General features: G+C 54.2%; 19 protein-coding genes. 14 read left to right on the forward strand and 5 right to left on the reverse strand.

Annotated elements, in window-relative coordinates; genetic code table 11:
* Positions 1-86: 86 nt before the first annotated feature.
* The 3 genes from uvrD to corA all read left to right on the forward strand — a co-directional run bounded on the left by uvrD (position 87) and on the right by corA (position 3,748).
* On the forward strand, positions 87-2,249 hold the full coding sequence (gene uvrD / locus GJV78_RS15270; RefSeq protein WP_155109123.1) for a DNA helicase II: 2,163 nt from the start codon (positions 87-89) through the stop codon (positions 2,247-2,249).
* 338 nt (positions 2,250-2,587) lie between these two features.
* Positions 2,588-2,644, forward strand: a complete 57-nt coding sequence (ysgD, locus tag GJV78_RS23665; protein ID WP_211180520.1) for a protein YsgD — start codon at positions 2,588-2,590, stop codon at positions 2,642-2,644.
* A gap of 153 nt (positions 2,645-2,797) precedes the next feature.
* A complete protein-coding gene (gene corA, locus GJV78_RS15275) occupies positions 2,798-3,748 on the forward strand; it encodes a magnesium/cobalt transporter CorA (RefSeq protein ID WP_155109124.1) in 951 nt (316 codons plus the stop codon).
* A gap of 45 nt (positions 3,749-3,793) precedes the next feature.
* Here the strand turns inward: corA and GJV78_RS15280 are convergent, their stop codons facing one another.
* The 4 genes from GJV78_RS15280 to yigI all read right to left on the reverse strand — a co-directional run bounded on the left by GJV78_RS15280 (position 3,794) and on the right by yigI (position 6,438).
* Positions 3,794-4,186, reverse strand: a complete 393-nt coding sequence (locus tag GJV78_RS15280) for a DUF2628 domain-containing protein (protein ID WP_155109125.1) — start codon at positions 4,184-4,186, stop codon at positions 3,794-3,796.
* A 24-nt stretch (positions 4,187-4,210) separates the two neighbouring features.
* Positions 4,211-4,594 (reverse strand): hypothetical protein, encoded by a 384-nt coding sequence (locus tag GJV78_RS15285; protein WP_155109126.1) that lies wholly within the window; start codon positions 4,592-4,594, stop codon positions 4,211-4,213.
* 413 nt (positions 4,595-5,007) lie between these two features.
* Positions 5,008-5,919: an EamA family transporter RarD gene (gene rarD, locus GJV78_RS15290; protein ID WP_155109127.1), complete on the reverse strand. Its 912-nt coding sequence runs from the start codon at positions 5,917-5,919 to the stop codon at positions 5,008-5,010.
* 51 nt (positions 5,920-5,970) lie between these two features.
* On the reverse strand, positions 5,971-6,438 hold the full coding sequence (gene yigI, locus GJV78_RS15295) for an acyl-CoA thioesterase YigI (RefSeq protein WP_155109128.1): 468 nt from the start codon (positions 6,436-6,438) through the stop codon (positions 5,971-5,973).
* A gap of 164 nt (positions 6,439-6,602) precedes the next feature.
* On the opposite strand from yigI, the gene pldA reads away from it, so the two are divergent.
* The 3 genes from pldA to rhtC all read left to right on the forward strand — a co-directional run bounded on the left by pldA (position 6,603) and on the right by rhtC (position 10,411).
* Positions 6,603-7,472 carry a phospholipase A gene (gene pldA / locus GJV78_RS15300; protein ID WP_155109129.1) on the forward strand — a complete coding sequence of 290 codons (870 nt, stop codon included), beginning with the start codon at positions 6,603-6,605 and terminating at the stop codon, positions 7,470-7,472.
* Positions 7,473-7,893: 421 nt separating this feature from the next.
* Positions 7,894-9,723: an ATP-dependent DNA helicase RecQ gene (gene recQ / locus GJV78_RS15305; RefSeq protein WP_167519597.1), complete on the forward strand. Its 1,830-nt coding sequence runs from the start codon at positions 7,894-7,896 to the stop codon at positions 9,721-9,723.
* A gap of 67 nt (positions 9,724-9,790) precedes the next feature.
* Positions 9,791-10,411 (forward strand): threonine export protein RhtC, encoded by a 621-nt coding sequence (rhtC, locus tag GJV78_RS15310; RefSeq protein ID WP_155109131.1) that lies wholly within the window; start codon positions 9,791-9,793, stop codon positions 10,409-10,411.
* Between the two features lie 30 nt (positions 10,412-10,441).
* On the opposite strand, the gene rhtB is transcribed toward rhtC, so the two are convergent.
* The gene (gene rhtB, locus GJV78_RS15315; RefSeq protein WP_155109132.1) at positions 10,442-11,062 is read right to left on the reverse strand and encodes a homoserine/homoserine lactone efflux protein; all 621 of its coding nucleotides are present in this window, start codon (positions 11,060-11,062) and stop codon (positions 10,442-10,444) included.
* A gap of 152 nt (positions 11,063-11,214) precedes the next feature.
* Here rhtB and pldB point away from each other — a divergent pair, with 152 nt between their 5' ends.
* From pldB to GJV78_RS15355, 8 genes are all read left to right on the forward strand, one after another.
* Positions 11,215-12,207, forward strand: a complete 993-nt coding sequence (gene pldB, locus GJV78_RS15320; protein ID WP_155109133.1) for a lysophospholipase L2 — start codon at positions 11,215-11,217, stop codon at positions 12,205-12,207.
* Positions 12,208-12,249: 42 nt separating this feature from the next.
* Entirely contained in the window at positions 12,250-13,050 is an 801-nt protein-coding gene (gene yigL, locus GJV78_RS15325; RefSeq protein ID WP_155109134.1) for a sugar/pyridoxal phosphate phosphatase YigL, read from the forward strand.
* Between the two features lie 138 nt (positions 13,051-13,188).
* Positions 13,189-15,708, forward strand: a complete 2,520-nt coding sequence (locus GJV78_RS15330; RefSeq protein WP_155109135.1) for a type VI secretion system Vgr family protein — start codon at positions 13,189-13,191, stop codon at positions 15,706-15,708.
* Positions 15,701-16,933 carry a hypothetical protein gene (locus GJV78_RS15335; protein ID WP_155109136.1) on the forward strand — a complete coding sequence of 411 codons (1,233 nt, stop codon included), beginning with the start codon at positions 15,701-15,703 and terminating at the stop codon, positions 16,931-16,933. Before GJV78_RS15330 ends, GJV78_RS15335 begins: the two co-directional genes overlap by 8 nt.
* Positions 16,934-16,953: 20 nt before the next feature.
* A complete protein-coding gene (locus GJV78_RS23670; protein ID WP_230979160.1) occupies positions 16,954-17,301 on the forward strand; it encodes a hypothetical protein in 348 nt (115 codons plus the stop codon).
* Between the two features lie 67 nt (positions 17,302-17,368).
* A complete protein-coding gene (locus tag GJV78_RS15345) occupies positions 17,369-17,602 on the forward strand; it encodes a hypothetical protein (protein WP_155109137.1) in 234 nt (77 codons plus the stop codon).
* A 2-nt stretch (positions 17,603-17,604) separates the two neighbouring features.
* A complete protein-coding gene (locus GJV78_RS15350; RefSeq protein ID WP_155109138.1) occupies positions 17,605-18,015 on the forward strand; it encodes a hypothetical protein in 411 nt (136 codons plus the stop codon).
* A 72-nt stretch (positions 18,016-18,087) separates the two neighbouring features.
* Positions 18,088-18,474: a hypothetical protein gene (locus tag GJV78_RS15355; RefSeq protein ID WP_155109139.1), complete on the forward strand. Its 387-nt coding sequence runs from the start codon at positions 18,088-18,090 to the stop codon at positions 18,472-18,474.
* Positions 18,475-18,770 lie beyond the last annotated feature (296 nt).

An 18,770-nucleotide genomic window follows, 5' to 3' on the forward strand; every position in this document is an offset into this window, starting at 1 on the left:
AGTCTATGCTCCCGGCGAGCCGGTCGCCCTCTGCTAACCGGAGCGGTGCGCGTAGCGGTTCACTCTACTTTTACGCGGCGGTGCCAATGGACGTTTCTTACCTGCTCGACAGCCTCAATGACAAACAGCGCGAAGCGGTGGCCGCGCCGCGCAGCAATATGCTGGTGCTGGCGGGGGCGGGGAGCGGTAAAACCCGCGTGCTGGTGCACCGCATCGCCTGGCTGCTGTCGGTGGAGAACAACTCGCCTTACTCGATTATGGCGGTGACCTTCACCAATAAGGCGGCGGCGGAGATGCGCCACCGGATCGGGCAGATTATGGGCACCAGCCAGGGCGGCATGTGGGTTGGCACCTTCCACGGTCTGGCCCACCGCCTGCTGCGCGCGCACCATATGGACGCCGGGCTGCCGCAGGATTTCCAGATCCTCGATAGCGAAGATCAGCTGCGGCTGCTCAAGCGGCTGATCAAGGCCATGAACCTCGACGAGAAGCAGTGGCCGCCGCGCCAGGCGATGTGGTACATCAACGGCCAGAAGGACGAGGGGCTGCGCCCGCACCATCTGCAGAGCTTCGGCAATCCGGTGGAGCAGACCTGGCAGAAGGTCTACCAGGCCTACCAGGAGGCGTGCGATCGCGCGGGCCTCGTGGATTTCGCCGAGCTGCTGCTGCGCGCCCACGAGCTATGGCTCAACAAGCCGCATATTCTGCAGCACTATCGCGAGCGCTTTACCAATATCCTGGTGGACGAATTCCAGGATACCAACAACATTCAGTACGCCTGGGTCCGCCTGCTGGCGGGTGATACCGGCAAGGTGATGATCGTCGGTGATGATGACCAGTCCATCTACGGCTGGCGCGGGGCGCAGGTGGAAAACATCCAGCGCTTCCTCAACGACTTCCCCGGCGCGCAGACCATCCGTCTGGAGCAGAACTACCGCTCGACCAGCAACATTCTCAGCGCGGCGAACGCCCTGATTGAAAACAACAACGGGCGGCTGGGTAAGAAGCTGTGGACCGACGGCGTCGACGGCGAGCCGATCTCCCTCTATTGCGCGTTCAACGAGCTGGACGAAGCGCGCTTCGTGGTTAACCGCATTAAAACCTGGCAGGACAACGGCGGGGCGCTTGCGCAGTGCGCCATCCTCTATCGCAGCAACGCCCAGTCGCGCGTGCTGGAAGAGGCGCTGCTGCAGGCCAGTATGCCGTACCGTATCTACGGCGGAATGCGCTTCTTTGAGCGTCAGGAAATTAAGGACGCACTCTCCTATCTGCGCCTGATCGCCAACCGCAATGACGACGCGGCGTTTGAGCGGGTGGTCAACACCCCGACGCGCGGCATCGGCGATCGCACGCTGGATGTGGTGCGGCAGACTGCCCGCGACCGCCAGCTGACCCTGTGGCAGGCGTGCCGCGAGCTGCTGCAGGAGAAGGCGCTGGCCGGCCGCGCCGCCGGCGCGCTGCAGCGCTTTATCGAGCTGGTGGATGCGCTGGCGCAGGAGACGGCGGAGATGCCGCTGCACGTGCAGACCGATCGGGTGATTAAAGACTCCGGCCTGCGCACGATGTATGAGCAGGAGAAGGGCGAGAAGGGCCAGACCCGAATCGAAAACTTAGAGGAGCTGGTGACGGCGACGCGCCAGTTCAGCTACAACGAAGAAGATGAAGATCTGATGCCGCTGCAGGCGTTTCTCTCCCATGCGGCGCTGGAGGCGGGTGAAGGGCAGGCGGACACCTGGCAGGATGCGGTGCAGCTGATGACCCTGCACTCGGCAAAAGGGCTGGAGTTTCCGCAGGTGTTTATCGTCGGCATGGAGGAGGGCATGTTCCCCAGCCAGATGTCTCTGGACGAGGGCGGCCGCCTGGAAGAGGAGCGCCGCCTGGCGTACGTGGGCGTCACCCGCGCGATGCAGAAGCTGACGCTGACGTATGCCGAAACGCGCCGCCTGTACGGTAAAGAGGTCTACCACCGGCCGTCGCGCTTTATCGGCGAGCTGCCGGAGGCGTGCGTTGAGGAGGTGCGCCTGCGCGCCACCGTCAGCCGTCCGGTCAGCCATCAGCGGATGGGAACGCCGATGGCGGAAAACGATACCGGCTATAAGCTTGGCCAGCGGGTGCGCCATGCGAAGTTTGGCGAGGGCACCATCGTCAACCTCGAAGGCAGCGGCGAGCACAGCCGCCTGCAGGTCGCCTTCCAGGGACAGGGGATCAAATGGCTGGTGGCGGCCTATGCGAAGCTGGAGTCGGCCTGAATTTCGCCTCAGGCCGGTAGTATTCTGAAAAATAGCGGTTTAAATAACTCGGGCCGCGTGAGAAGACGTAAGGCGCTTTGACGCGCCGCCTGTCGCATCAGGCGTGAAGCATGGCTTTTCCCTGAGAGGAAACCGGCGCTGTTCTGGCCTGATAAGGGCGCAATCGCGCCGCGCGTCCGGCGTCTTCAAACTTTACGATCCGCGCCCTGCGTTTGCCCTCCCGATACTCACCAACGGTTAAGGACGACACCTGTTGCTTTTCGCATTTCGTTGCGTGTTGACGACAAATTTTTGCTGGCGTAACATGCGCGCACGATTACGTTAAGAGGACATTCGCCTTGGACACACCCAGTAGATACTGGCTCACTATCCTGTCATCCAGGATCAACTCCTAAGGCTATCCCTCTTTGCTGATAGCCTTAGCGGTTGTCAGCGACTTCTTCTGTTTCCCGTCGCGCTGAGTCAGGCTGTTTAATGGTCTGAAACCCAATGTGTTTCTGTGTGCCCACCGAACCGTCCGATATTTTTACGCATTGGGAGTCCCGGTCATGCTGAGCGCATTTCAACTGGAAAATAATCGCCTGTCCCGGCTGGAAGGCGAAGAAACACATCCCCTGGTCGATGCCGTATGGGTCGATCTGGTCGAGCCGGATGATGACGAGCGAATGCGCGTCCAGTCCGAGCTGGGCCAGAGCCTGGCGACGCGCCCTGAGCTGGAGGATATCGAAGCCTCCGCCCGTTTTTTCGAAGATGAAGACGGCCTGCACATTCACTCTTTTTTCTTTTTTGAAGACGCCGACGATCACGCCGGTAACTCGACCGTGGCGTTTACCATCCGCGACGGCCGCCTGTTCACCCTGCGTGAACGTGAGCTGCCCGCCTTTCGCCTGTACCGGATGCGCGCCCGCAGCCAGGCGATGATGGACGGCAACGCTTATGAGCTGCTGCTGGATCTGTTTGAAACCAAAATCGAACAGCTGGCGGATGAGATTGAAAATATCTACAGCGATCTGGAGCAGCTGAGCAGGGTGATTATGGAAGGGCACCAGGGCGATGAATATGATGAAGCGCTCTCCACCCTGGCGGAGCTGGAGGATATCGGCTGGAAGGTGCGTCTGTGCCTGATGGATACCCAGCGCGCGCTAAACTTCCTGGTTCGCAAGGCGCGTCTGCCGGGCGGGCAGCTGGAGCAGGCGCGTGAGATCCTGCGCGATATTGAATCCCTGCTGCCGCACAATGAATCTCTGTTTCAGAAGGTTAACTTCCTGATGCAGGCGGCGATGGGTTTTATCAATATTGAGCAGAACCGCATTATTAAGATCTTCTCGGTGGTTTCGGTGGTGTTCCTGCCGCCGACGCTGGTGGCCTCCAGCTATGGGATGAACTTTGAATTTATGCCGGAGCTGAAGTGGAGCTTCGGCTACCCCGGAGCCATTATCTTAATGCTCCTCGCAGGCCTGGCCCCGTATCTGTACTTCAAGCGCAAGAACTGGCTGTAGCATTGCGCTGCCGGGGGGCAGCGGTGGCTGCCTCCCGGATGTGATTTACAGACTCCAGTTATCGATGCCCTTTACCTTTTTTTCATAGAACCATTTGATGGTATTTTGCGCGATAAATACAGAATAGACTAACCCAACAATATAGCCATACCGACCAAGAAACATCGCGGGAATCGACAGGAGAATGGCTAACAAAAAAACCAGGATGGCTTTCCGCCACAGACCCAGGCAAAGTAAATAAATACAGCCAAAGACGTAGGCACGCAAACTGAATCTTACCTTGATTCTCTCCAGCCAGGGTAATTTATTGAATGCCTCTTTATACTCCTTCGGCGGCACAAGTTGCCAGAAGTCGAGAAACCCGTGCTTCTCGCAGAAATCAAAACGAGTTTTCCACTTTTCTGAAAGTGTACTGTCTTCCCTGTAGTTATAGCTCATGTTAACTCCATTTAAATATTTAACTTAAGAGGCGGTTGGTGCCATCATTAATATAACAAAGGTTAAAAAATACCAGCCAAGAAATACCGAGATGCCCGTTCCTCCGCAATCAAAACCTTCAATGCCGATCTCAACGATGGCGTAAAGATAGATCAGCAGGGTTACGGAGATATAGCTTTTTATATAACTGAAGCCGCTGTCTCTGAGGCGGAAACAGTTGAGCGTGATAATAAGGTAGTGCCAGACGATCGTTGCGATGAGCATCAGAAATCCGCTGTCTGTTTCCACCGCCTGAGTAACGATAACGCCGCTAACAATATTTATTAAAATAAATAACAGGGCGTAACGTAACCTGGCAATACCTCTTTTTCTTTTTATTGCTGGGGCTATAGCGATTATGTTTGTCACGGGTCGACATCCCTTGTCTGATTTTGCGCTCAGGATGGCAATATCCCCACATTCTGGCAAGAGAGGGGGATATTTTTCAGAATATAACCATCAGACTAACGTTTTATCCTGGGGTGGGTATATACCCGTCATACTTCAAGTTGCATGTGCGTTGGCTTCGGGTTACTCGTCTCATCCATGAGGCTCGCCCTGACGGGCCGCCGCTGCGCGGCATTCAAATCTGCTCCGGGCAGATTTGTCGCTCACCCCGGTCACTTACTCCAGTAAGCTCCCGGGGATTAATGAGAGACATCCCTGTCTCTCACCAGAGGCAGCCTGCGGCTGTTCAAATTCGTTCCTGACGAATTTGTCACTGCGTCGCCGCGTGATTCGGCCTGAAGGCCTCACCCCTTCGGGGCCAGCCCGGGGGCTGTTCAAAACGCGCTGCGTTTTGTCCTGCAACTCGAATTATTTAGGGTATAGACGGCATCCATGATAAAAATGGCCAGCGCCGCCCAGATGAAGGCGAAGGTGACCATCTTATCCGCTCCCGGCGTCTCGCCGTAGAAGGTCACCGCCAGCAGAAACATCAGCGTCGGTCCGATGTACTGGAAAAAGCCCAGCGTGGAGAGACGCAGCCGCGTGGCCGCGGCGGTAAAACAGAGCAGCGGAATGGTGGTGACAACCCCTGCGGCGATCAGCAGCAGATTCAGCACCATCGTATTGCTCCCCAGGTGGCTGGTCGGGCTGTCGGCAATACCAAACAGATAGAGTGCGGCAACCGGCAGCAGCCACAGGGTTTCAACCAGCATACCGGTTTGCGCCTCGACGGCGATTTTCTTACGCACCAGGCCGTAAAGGGCAAAGCTGAACGCCAGCCCAAGGGCGATCACCGGCAGCGAGCCGAAGGTCCAGAGCTGCACCAGCACGCCGCAGACCGCCAGAAACACCGCCAGCCACTGCATCCGACGGAAGCGTTCGCCAAGGAAGATCATCCCCAGCAGAATATTGACCAGCGGATTGATAAAGTAGCCGAGGCTGGCCTCCAGCATATGGTGGTTATTCACCGACCAGATAAAGAGCAGCCAGTTGCCGCCGACCAGCACCGCGGAGAGCGCCAGCAGCACGATTTTTTTCGGCGTTTGCCACAGCGCTTTGACCTGCGGCCAGCGACGGCTAAGGCTTATCAGCGCCACCATAAAGAAAAAGGACCAGATCACCCGGTGCGTCAGAATCTCATCGGCGGGAACGTAATCGATAAGCTTAAAGTAAGCGGGGGCGATGCCCCAGATAAAGTAGGCGGCCAGCGCGAGTAATATGCCCTGCCGAGTTTGCTTAGCGTCCATCAGAAGCACTCATCTTAAAAATGTCACCACAGATTACCTGTTTTTATCCGTCTACCCCACCATATACGTTGCGGTCGCGCTGGCGATATAGACCTGTTCTTCGTTATGCAGCTCCACCCGCGCGACGGCGACTTTATTTCCCGCCCGCAGCAGGCTGCCGGTAGCGGTAAAGCGGCTGCCGCGCCCCGGGCGCAGATAGTCAACGCGCAGATCGATGGTGCCCATCCGCGACAGCCGCTGGCGCAGCTCATCTTCGCTCATAGTTTCATGACGGGTTAACGTGCTGCCAACGCACACCAGCCCGGCGGCAACGTCCAGCGCCGACGCGATTGCCCCGCCGTGAAGAATGTTCTGCACCCGGTTGCCGACCATCATCGGCTGGTTATTAAAGGCCAGCTGTGCGAACCCTTTCTCATAGCGCTCCAGCTCCAGGCCCAGCGCCTGGTTAAACGGCATATGATAGACAAAAATTTCCCCTACCAGCTTCAGGGCCTCTTCAGCGGTTAATACGGCAGCCATACAATCCCGTGATATTTTTGGTTAACAAAATGTTGATATTATGCTTATTCTTTGTTGATTTCTACTTTCGGACAGGATGACTAACGACAGGGCACATAACTATGTAAAATGTCTGACACTTAATGACATATATTGAAAATGTTTCGTTCAGGAGAACAACACTAATGCGGGTGATTCAGGGTTGGTTGTTACCGGCGGTACTGCTGCCGCTGGCCGCGTATGCGCAAGAAGCGACGATAAAAGAGGTCCATGACGCACCGGCGGTGCGCGGCAGTATTATCGCCAATCTGTTGCAGGAGCATGATAACCCCTTCACGCTTTACCCTTACGATACCAACTACCTGATCTACACCTCCACCAGCGATCTGAATAAAGAGGCGATTAGCAGCTATAACTGGTCCGATAACGCCCGTAAAGACGAAGTGAAGTTTCAGCTAAGCCTGGCGTTCCCGCTCTGGCGCGGGATCCTTGGCCCCAACTCCGTTCTTGGCGCGTCCTATACGCAGCGGTCGTGGTGGCAGCTCTCCAACAGCGAAGAGTCATCGCCGTTTCGCGAAACCAACTACGAGCCGCAGCTGTTCCTTGGCTTTGCTACCGACTACCGCTTTGCCGGCTGGACGCTACGCGATGTGGAGATGGGCTATAACCATACTTCCAACGGCCGCTCCGAACCCACCTCCCGCAGCTGGAATCGCCTCTATACCCGCCTGATGGCGCAGAACGGCAGCTGGCTGGTAGAGGTGAAGCCGTGGTACGTCATCGGCGATACCGACGATAACCCGGACATTACCAAATATACGGGCTACTACCAGCTTAAGGTGGGCTATCATCTGGGCGACGCGGTGCTGAGCGCGAAGGGGCAGTATAACTGGAATACCGGCTACGGCGGGGCGGAGCTGGGCTTAAGCTATCCGCTGACGAAACACGTTCGCCTCTATACCCAGTTCTGGAGCGGCTACGGTGAATCGCTGATCGACTACAACTTTAACCAGACCCGCGTCGGCGTTGGCGTGATGCTTAACGATCTCTTCTAAGCGATGATTGCGTTTTATACCCGTCATACTTCAGGTTGCCTGTGCGTTGGCTGCGGGTTACTCGTCTCATCCATGAGACTCGCCCTGACGGGCCGCCGCTGCGCGGCGTTCAAATCTGCTCCCGACAGATTTGTTACTCACTCCGGTCACAGTGTTTGCTATGCTCCCGGAGATGAATGAGGGACATCCCTGTCCCTCACCGAAGGCGACCTGCGGTCGGGCAAATTCGTTCCTGACGAATTTGTTGCTCGTTTGCCGCGTGATTCGGCCTGAAGGCCTCACCCCTCCGGGCCAGCCGGGGGCTGTTCAAAACGCGCTGCGTTTTGTCTGCAACTCGAATTATTTAGGGTATAAACATTGCAGTTTCTCTCTCAGACGCTGAAAATAGCGCCTGTTTTGTTTGACGGCGAACGGGGTTAATGTGGCGCAGGCGGAAGTGTTAAATCTGGAATCCGGGGCTAAACAGGTTTTACAGGAGACCTTCGGCTACCAGCAGTTCCGCCCCGGCCAGCAGGCCATTGTCAGCACCGCGCTCTCCGGGCGCGACTGCCTCGTCGTTATGCCGACCGGCGGCGGAAAATCCCTCTGCTATCAGATCCCCGCGCTGCTGCTTAGCGGCCTGACGGTGGTTGTTTCACCGCTTATCTCCCTGATGAAGGACCAGGTCGACCAGCTGCTGGCCAACGGCGTGGCGGCGGCGTGCCTGAACTCCACCCAGAGCCGCGACCAACAGCTGGCGGTGATGGCGGGCTGCCGTAGCGGGCAGATCCGGCTACTGTATATCGCCCCTGAACGGCTGATGCTGGACAACTTCCTCGATCATCTGGCGCACTGGAACCCGGTGCTGCTGGCGGTGGACGAGGCGCACTGTATTTCCCAGTGGGGGCACGATTTCCGTCCGGAATACGCCGCGCTGGGCCAGCTGCGCCAGCGTTTTCCCGCCCTGCCGTTTATGGCCCTGACCGCCACCGCCGATGATACCACCCGGCAGGACATTATTCGTCTGCTGGGGCTGAACGACCCTCTCATTCAGATCAGCAGCTTTGATCGACCGAACATCCGCTACATGCTGATGGAGAAGTTTAAGCCGCTCGATCAGCTGATGCGCTACGTGCAGGAGCAGCGCGGCAAGTCCGGTATTATCTACTGCAACAGCCGCGCAAAGGTGGAAGACACCGCCGCGCGCCTGCAAAGCCGCGGCATCAGCGCGGCGGCCTATCATGCGGGCCTGGATAACGCCGTGCGCGCCGACGTGCAGGAGAAGTTTCAGCGCGACGATCTGCAGATTGTGGTGGCGACCGTGGCCTTTGGTATGGGCATCAACAAGCCCAACGTGCGCTTTGTGGTGCACTTTGATATTCCCCGCAACATCGAATCCTATTACCAGGAGACCGGCCGCGCCGGGCGTGACGGCCTGCCCGCAGAGGCAATGCTGTTCTACGATCCGGCGGATATGGCGTGGCTGCGCCGCTGCCTGGAGGAGAAACCCGCCGGGCAACTGCTGGATATTGAGCGGCACAAGCTGAATGCGATGGGGGCCTTTGCCGAGGCGCAAACCTGCCGACGCCTGGTGCTGCTTAACTATTTTGGCGAAGGGCGGCAGGAGCCGTGCGGCAACTGCGATATTTGCCTCGATCCGCCGAAACGGTACGACGGCCTGAAGGATGCCCAGATTGCGCTGTCGACCATCGGCCGGGTTAACCAGCGTTTCGGCATGGGCTACGTGGTGGAAGTGATCCGCGGGGCCAACAGCCAGCGTATCCGCGATCTGGGCCATGATAAGCTCAAGGTTTACGGCATGGGGCGGGAAAAAAGCCATGAGCACTGGGTCAGCGTGATTCGTCAGCTTATCCATCTTGGGCTGGTGACGCAGAACATCGCCCAGCATTCGGCGCTACAGATGACGGACGCCGCCCGCCCGGTGCTGCGCGGCGAAGCGCCGCTGCAGCTTGCCGTGCCGCGTATCGTCGCGCTGAAGCCGCGCGTAATGCAAAAATCTTTCGGCGGCAACTACGATCGCAGACTGTTCGCCAAGCTGCGCAAGCTGCGCAAGGCCATCGCCGATGAGGAGAATATTCCGCCGTACGTGGTGTTCAACGACGCGACGCTCATTGAGATGGCCGAGCAGACGCCGGTTTCCGCAGGCGAGATGCTGAGCGTCAACGGCGTCGGGATGCGTAAACTGGAACGCTTTGGCAAACCGTTTATGGCGCTGATCCGCGCCCACGTCGACGGCGAAGAGGAAGAGTAGTCAGCCGGATGAAAAGCTGCCAGGATGAGGGTTCTCTGAACCCTTCCCCCCGCGAGAACTATCGATCATGCTAACGTTATTTTTTTCCGTGGCCGTGATGCATCTCCTTGCGCTGATCAGCCCCGGCCCCGACTTTTTCTTTGTTTCTCAGACCGCCGTCAGCCGCTCGCGCAAAGAGGCGATGCTGGGCGTGCTGGGCATTACCTGCGGCGTAATGGTCTGGTCGGGCGTGGCGCTGCTTGGCCTGAATCTGATCGTTGAAAAAATGGCCTGGCTGCATACCATCATTATGGTCGGCGGCGGCATGTATCTGTGCTGGCTGGGCTACCAGATGCTGCGCGGGGCGTTGAAAAAGCGTGCTGTCGGCGATCCCGCCCCGCAGGTGGAGCTGGCCCAGGGGGGCCGCAGCTTTATTAAGGGGCTGTTAACCAACCTGGCGAACCCGAAAGCGATTGTCTATTTTGGCTCGGTATTCTCGCTGTTTGTTGGCGACAGCGTCGGTGCGGCCGCCCGCTGGGGAATTTTCGTCCTGATTGCCGTCGAAACCTTTGCCTGGTTTACCGTCGTCGCCAGCCTGTTTGCCCTGCCGAAAATACGCCTTGGCTATCAGCGGCTGGCGAAATGGATCGACGGCTTTGCCGGCGCGCTGTTCGCGGGTTTTGGTATTCATCTGATCGTGTCGCGCTAACCCTCCCGCCGGATCGCCGTCCGGCCGTTTTCAGACGTGTCGCGCCGATGCCAGCAGCCCGCCCACCAGGATAAACAGTGAACCAAACCCTCTGTTGAGGGCCTTCATCTGCTTCGCTCCCTTAATCCATCCGGCGATCCTTTGTGCCAGCGCGGCGTAGCCGATCATAACGATAATATCGACCACGATGGTGGTAACCCCGAGGAGGAGATACTGCATCAGCTGGGGCTGGTGCGGGATAATAAACTGGGGAAACAGGGCGGCGAGAAAGACGATGCTCTTTGGGTTAGTCAAATTCACCAGCACCGCCCGCCTGAACAGATTTCCCCGCGTCCGGACCTGGGCCAGGGTATTGAGGTCGATGGCTCCCGCGGCGCGCCACTGCTGGATACCCAGCCAAATCAGCCAGGTTGCGCCGGCCCATTTCAGCACCTCGAAGGCGAGCGCCGAACGGGAAAAGAGCGCGCCCAGGCCAACGCCGACCAGCACAATATGTATTGCCAGCCCGCTCTGCAGGCCAGCGATAGAGGCGGCTGCGCCGCGATAGCCGTGGTTAATGGAGGTGGTCATGGTGTTGATAGCGCCGGAGCCGGGGGAAAGGCTTAAAATCATCGACGTCAGCAGGTAGGCGAACCACCACTCAAAGGTCATAGCAAACTCCCTGATTGACTGTTTATTCGCGGCGGATGACCGGAGGGCCGCTCCGCCGGTCCCTTGAAGTATGCCGAGTATATGCCACAATACGCTTCTGTCGCAGCAAAGCGTTTGAAACGACCCTATCAGAGAAACGAGGATGGAAGCCGATGTTTCAGCAGCAGAAAGAGTGGGAATCACGAGAAGATGCTTTTGCTGCTTTTTCTATGGGGCCGCTAACGAATTTCTGGCGACGGCGGGAAGAGGCGGAGTTTACCGGCGTGGGCGATGTTCCCGTGCGTTTTGTCCGTTTTCGCGCAAAGGAAAATGACCGCGTCGTCGTCATCAGCCCCGGCCGCATTGAGAGCTACGTGAAGTATGCCGAAGTGGCGTACGATCTGTTTCATCTCGGTTTTGACGTGTTGATTATCGATCACCGCGGGCAGGGGCGTTCCGGGCGTATGCTGCCGGACCCGAACCGCGGGCACGTCGATCGCTTCAATGATTACGTGGATGATTTTGCCGCTTTCTGGCAGCAGGAGGTGCGGCCGGGGGCGTGGCGCAGACGCTACATTCTGGCCCACTCGATGGGTGGCGCTATCGCCACGCTGTTTCTGCAGCGCCACCCCGGGCAGTGCGATGCGGCTGCGCTCTGCGCGCCGATGTTCGGCATCGTGATTCGCCTGCCTTCAGTGATGGTGCGCCATATTCTCGACTGGGCCGAAGAGTATCCGCGCATTCGCGAAGGTTACGCTATTGGCACCGGGCGCTGGCGGGCGCTGCCGTTCGGTATAAATTTACTGACCCACAGCCGACAGCGCTACCGGCGCAACCTGCGCTTTTATGCCGATGAGCCTCAGCTGCGCGTCGGGGGACCAACGCTGCACTGGGTGCGGGAAGGTCTTCAGGCCGGCAGTCAGGTGCTGGCGGGGGCGGGCGGCGACGCCACGCCAACGCTGATAATCCAGGCGGAGGAAGAGCGGGTGGTGGATAACCGGATGCACGACCGCTATTGTGAAATTCGCGCCGCGGCGGGCCATCCGGTAGAAGGGAGGGTGCCGCTGGTGATAAAGGGTGCCTATCATGAAATTCTTTTTGAAAAAGACGCCATGCGCGCAGCCGCGCTCAACGCTATCGTTGAATTTTTCAACGGGCATAACTAACTCACTCAGCGAAAACCGCTTTGCTTAGAGGTTAAACCTTTTATGTATCAAATCGTTGCGTCTGACCTGGACGGCACGCTGCTTTCTCCCGATCATACACTTTCCCCTTACGCGAAAGAGACGCTGAAGCTGTTAACCGCCCGCGGCGTCAACTTTGTATTCGCCACCGGCCGCCACCATGTCGACGTTGGGCAAATCCGCGATGGCCTTGAGATTAAGGCTTACATGATCACCTCCAACGGCGCGCGGGTGCATGATACCGATGGGCGGCTGGTCTTCACCCATAATCTGGATAGTGATATCGCCAGCGACCTCTTCGGCGTGGTGGATGACAGCCCGGATATCATCACCAACGTCTATCGCGACGATGAGTGGTTTATGAACCGCCATCGTCCGGATGAGATGCGTTTTTTCAAGGAGGCGGTATTTAACTATTCGCTGTTTAAACCGGCGCTGCTGGAGCCGGAGGGCGTCAGCAAGATCTTCTTTACCAGCGACGCCCATGAGCGGCTGCTGCCGCTGGAGCAGGCGATTAACGCCCGCTGGGGCAATCGGGTTAACGTCAGCTTCTCCACCCTGACCTGTCTGGAGGTCATGGCCGGCGGCGTTTCGAAAGGTCATGCGCTGGAGGCGGTGGCGAAGGCGATGGGTTACGACCTGAAAGCGTGCATCGCCTTTGGCGACGGCATGAACGACGCCGAAATGCTGTCGATGGCAGGCAAGGGCTGCATTATGGCTAATGCGCATCAGCGGCTGAAAGATCTGTACCCGGAGCTGCAGGTGATCGGCGATAACGCTGAAGATGCGGTGCCGCGCTATCTGCGTAAGCTGTATCTTGTTTAACCTGTCCTTATGTGCTTAATTAGCGCGTGGGGATAAATTTTATACCTGTCATCACGAAGTATGACGGGTATATACAGTGCAGTGACTCACTCACTTAAGGCATGTCTGGTTTTATGCCTGCCGAAGTAAAGGAATACAATGAGCAACACTCTTCCTATAAGATTTAGCCATAATCACCACTCGCTTTCGGTAAAAGGGTGTGAGTCAGCGCTCGATGTACTGGCCTTTGAAGGAAATGAGGCCCTCAGTAAACCGTTCAGCTATCGTATTGAGTTCACCAGCGGTAACCATGCCATCAGCAAAGAGATGATGCTGATGAAATCCGCTTCCCTGACGCTGCAGGCCCCGGTTGACCGGGGTTACGGTATCAAAATACAGCAGCCGGTGCGGGTGATTCAGGGGGTGGTCACGGGTTTTGAACGCCTCGGCACATCAAAAGATGAAACCCATTACGCCCTGACGCTCCAGCCACGTCTGGCGCTGCTTGACCGTTCACACCAGAACGCTATCTACCAGGACATGTCGGTCCCGCAAATCGTGGAAAAAATCCTGCGCGAGCGTCACAACATGCACGGTCAGGATTTTCTGTTCTCACTCTCAAAAGAGTACCCGCGCCGTGAGCAGGTGATGCAGTACGGCGAGGATGACCTGCACTTTATTACCCGCCTGCTGGGCGAGGTTGGCATCTGGTTCCGTTTTACCATCGACACACGCCTGAATATCGACGTCGTGGAGTTCTGTGACGGTCAGCAGGGTTATGAGAAGGGCCTGACGCTGCCATCGGTTCCGCCGTCAGGACAGCATTCGGAAGGCGTGGATTCGGTGTGGGGAATGGAGAGCCGCCATAACGTGGTGCAGAAGCAGGTCAGTACCCGTGACTACAACTACCGTCAGGCTACGGACGACATGAACAGCCGGGTCGATGCGACCCGCGGGGATACCACCACCTATGGTGATGCATATCACTATGCTGATAACTATCTGACGCCGGGAAGCCCATATGACCGCGATCCGGCACCGGAGACGGGCGCGTTTTACGCCCGCATTCGTCATGAGCGCTACCTGAATGGCCAGACACAAACCCGTGCCATCACCAGCTGTCCGACCCTCTCTCCGGGTATGCTGCTGAAAGTCGTCGGCGGTTATGAAGTGGCAGACGTATTTGCTCAAGGCGTGGTCATCACGGCGATGCACAGTCATGCGCGGCGGGATGAAGATTTTGGCGTCAACTTCGACGGGATCCCGGACAGCACGGACTTTTGCTTCCGCCCGGAGCCAGGCCCATGCCCGGTGATGGCCGGCACATTACCGGCCCGCGTCACCAGTACCACCGAAAATGACACCTACGGGCATATCGATAAAGACGGCCGCTATCGCGTTAACTTGCTGTTTGACCGTGATAACTGGGAGACCGGGTTCGAGAGCCTGTGGGTGCGACAGTCCCGCCCCTATGCCGGCGACACTTACGGCCTGCACCTGCCGCTGCTGGCGGGGACCGAAGTGGCGATTGGCTTTGAAGACGGTAACCCGGACCGGCCATACATCTCCGGCGTGCTGCACGACTCGGCCCACGGCGACCACGTCACTATCCGCAACTACAAACGTAACGTGCTGCGTACACCTTCGAACAACAAAATCCGCCTTGATGATAATCGTGGCCAGGAGCATATCGAGATTTCGACGGAGTACGGCGGCAAGAGTCAGCTGAACCTCGGACACCTCGTCGACAGCGAAAAGCAAAAGCGCGGTGAGGGCTTCGAGCTCAGAACCGACTGCTGGGGGGCTATCCGGGCGCAGAAAGGGATATTTATCTCAGCGGACGGGCAGGAGAAGGCCCAGGGGCAGGTGCTGGAGATGCAGCCGGCGGTCAGCAATCTGGGCACCGCCCGGGAGCAGATGACATCCCTCTCCGATGATGCGCAGAAGGCGAGCGCGAACCCGGCCGATCTCCAGGCGCAAATTAACCTGCTGGAACAGCAGCTGACGGACCTTAAAAAATCGGTGCTGCTGCTCAGTGCGCCGGATGGCATCGCGCTGACCAGCGGACAACATCTGCAGGTATCAGCCGGCCAGAACCTGATTGCCACTGCCGGTAAAAATGCTGATGTCAGCGTGGTGAAAAATCTGTTTATCGGGGTTGGTAAAGCCCTGAGCGTGTTTGTCCGTAAGCTGGGGATCAGGCTCATCGCGAACCAGGGGTCGGTACAGATACAGGCACAAAACGATCTGATGGAATTGCTGGCTCGCAAAGAAATCAGTATTGTCAGCACGGAAGATGAAATCAAAATCATCGCGAGGAAGAAGCTGACGATAAATGGCGGAGGGAGTTATATCACTCTGGATGTCAATGCTATTGAATCAGCAACCCTGGGGGATTTCAGGACAAGAGCCGGGCATTATGCGAGACAGACGAGAGCGCAGCATAAGCCTGATATTTCACCTTTAGCGAATGCGATAGATGATGGCAGTTACAATATTCGCTACCTGTGTACAGATGATAATGGAACACCGATACTGAATACTCCTTACAAGGCATTTCTGGCAGATGGTTCAGTATTGGAAGGTGTTAGTGATGGTGAGGGATATACGAAGCTGTTTACCTCTGCGCAAACTCAGGATGTTCTGCTACATATGATGCCGGAGGCTATCAATGCCTAAATATAATATTTATACAAAAATTGAGTCTAATGTTCCAACATCTGATCTTTTTTACGACCTCAATGTGTATAAAACTGACGCTAATAATAAAAAGCATGTTCTGCTGTCAGTGACGCAACAACCAATAACTTCTGGTTATTATACCCAGCCTCATGAAACAAATGAGACTGATGATGATTTGTCAGTGATCTATATTATAGAGATGAACTTGTACCGTAAACACGGCGGTAAGCTGATTTCGGTGTTTTCCTCTCCGTCAAAGAAAATGTATACCCTTGGTGAAATGGTATCAGGACAAGCGTACTCTAAAAATAAACGCGAAAATGTCTGCTATTTTGAAACGAAAACGCAGACAAAACCCGTGAATGATAAGGGGGAGGATAATATACATCATGTGCAAATCACTTGTATGCCAAGGTTTTTTGTTTCACTAGAGCATCCAATAGGAGATCCATTAGACCCCTTTACGAAAAATAATATAAAAAGTGAACTTGATACCAGAAAGGCTGCTTCCCTGTTAGGGCCTGAAGGGGGATATTACCCAGATCAGTATTACTCGATGTTATGTGGACCGGCAGCTTTTTACTATTGTTTAATGATGGATCGATATGATATTTATGAACAACTGGTCTGGGAGCTATGGAGTCATGGTAAAGCCATGTTGGGGGATTTTTTATTTCAGCCAAGCACTAAGACGATGAAAGTGGATGATTTATTTGCAGGGGCAAGTCAACCTAGAGTTTCCGCAATTGATTGGATTACAATGGCTAGCTTGCGTGACTCATCTAATAATTTGTTAAGATATGAATCAGTTCGAGATAAAGTATCTGCAATTACATTGTGGGGTGATATTGAAAAATGGATGCTGAATACAGGTGCGCAGAAGATATTTAGTAATATAAGTTTGTATCACAGCAGTTTAAACGATATTTGTAAATTAAACTCATTAATGAGTAATGATGTCCATATTTTTAGTTTGATATCAGCGGGCATGCTCCAACAAGGTGCAGATGTTCCATTCAAAGATCACTGGATCGTTTGGGGAGGGAAATTAAAATTAGTAAACGGGGGAAGTATTACTAACGAAACGAGTTTAGAAGAACTTGTCTCGCTGAGACTTTTTTCATGGGGTGAAGTTAAAGATAATTCGCTTAGGGCTTCATTAACGTTGGGTGAATTTCTAAGGCATACTTTTGGGGGAATGGTATTTAAAAAAATACCATAATTTAAATGAATAAATGCAATATGATTTTTGTTCTTTCTATATTTTTGACTGCATGTAGCAATAATATTGTATTCGAGCCTGATCATTTGCCTGATGGGTATATTGGCCAGGACTATTATGTTCCTGTTACCATTACTGGAGGGACAGGACCGGTTGTCGATTTGAGTTATGGAATTCATCCATCAGATTCTGGGTTAAAACTGGTATTTTCTGAAAAAAAATATTACACAAAATATCTATATAATAATTTTACCATACAAGGTAAGCCTAAATTACAAGGAGTTGTAACAATTACTATTAAGGGCGGTGTTGTTGCTAGTGCTGGGCAATATTTTGAAAGAAAATATGAAATTAATGTTTTAAAATAAGTAATGATAAAAAAATAAGTCGCATGTTTAATAAGAGTACGGAGTCGTCACTCTCATATCTGCAGGGATGTTAAAAGAATGGGATAATGGTGATTCATCGTTAAAGAATCACCGGATCGTTTGGGATAAACCTGTTTGTAAGGTCGATGGCGGAGATATTACTACCAAAGATAGTAATCAATTAATTGAACTCAAGCTTTTCTCCTGGGGAAGAGTTGACTGGCAAATAAAAGACAGAAGCAGTCTCAACTACTTCGCTAAACATGTTTTTGGAGGGTTGGTTTTTAAACCAATAAAATAAGTATGAAAAAAATAATTGTTTTTATTATTTTTTTTCTTTTTGCCTGTGCAAATCCAGCGCCAAATTTTTCACCAGGAGGAAATAAGCTCCCTGATGGAACTGTGGGGCAAGCCTATTTTTCTGAAGTTGAAATAACTAATGCCGTTGTGTTCAAAGAGAATGTCGGCGTAAATATCTCACCTATGGATTCTGGCTTGAGATGGAAGCCTGAAGTGATTACCTTAGAAAGGGAGGGGCAGAAAAAAGAGGAGGAGGACTATCATCACATAATAATTAGTGGAAAACCTAAGAAAACCGGTGAAATACTGATTCATATTAATGGATACACTATGGGAACATCAACACCGGGAAGAAAAATTGATAAGGTATATAGAATAAAAATAAATAGGGCTGGAGATAATATTATGCACTGATACGCTAAATAAAGTTCTGGAATATGTCCGTAAACATGTTTTGGAGGCGTGGTATTCAAACCATTGAGCTAAATGAAATATTTAATTTATATTTTAATTCTTATTGTGTCTGGCTGCGCCGGTACGCATCCAACAGTTCTTCCTGAAAAAAATAATCTTAAAGTTGCAACAGTTAATCACAAGTACCGGGATGTCATTGATTTAAAAGGCGGGGCCGTTAATGAATCCAGCGTATCGGTAAGTATAACCCCGAACGGTTCAGGGTTAGTATGGGATCCGGAAGAAGTAAAATACGGTTTTGGTGGGGAAGATGGGATAAACAAAGATTACCATCGCATTATCATAACTGGTATCCCGAAAAAATCAGGAGATTATAGCGTAACTGTTTCTGGTTTTACTCTCGGCACAATGCATTCCGGTAAAGACTTTTATAAAAAATATAAGATAAAGATCAAGTAGTAACTAACTCATTTAGAGCCTGGCCCATTAGAACTATTTTACTTGCCATTTTGGACCAGGGCAGTGCCCGAAATCCCCACTACCACATATATGCTCCGGTTTCTGTGCGCTGTCCGTGCCTAAACTGGCTGCGCCAATAACGTCTGGTGGACGAGGCTCTAAACCAGAGTCACGACCCGGAATTCTGAATGCGCGCTCCGTGCCTGCGACCTGAAGTATGGCGAATGTCAGCATGGTGAAATTGAGCCAGGCACTGATAGCTCAGGTTCAGGAAAATGGATGTCTGTTATTTGTTC

The sequence above is a fragment of the Intestinirhabdus alba genome (assembly GCF_009711095.1).
Taxonomy (GTDB): domain Bacteria; phylum Pseudomonadota; class Gammaproteobacteria; order Enterobacterales; family Enterobacteriaceae; genus Intestinirhabdus; species Intestinirhabdus alba.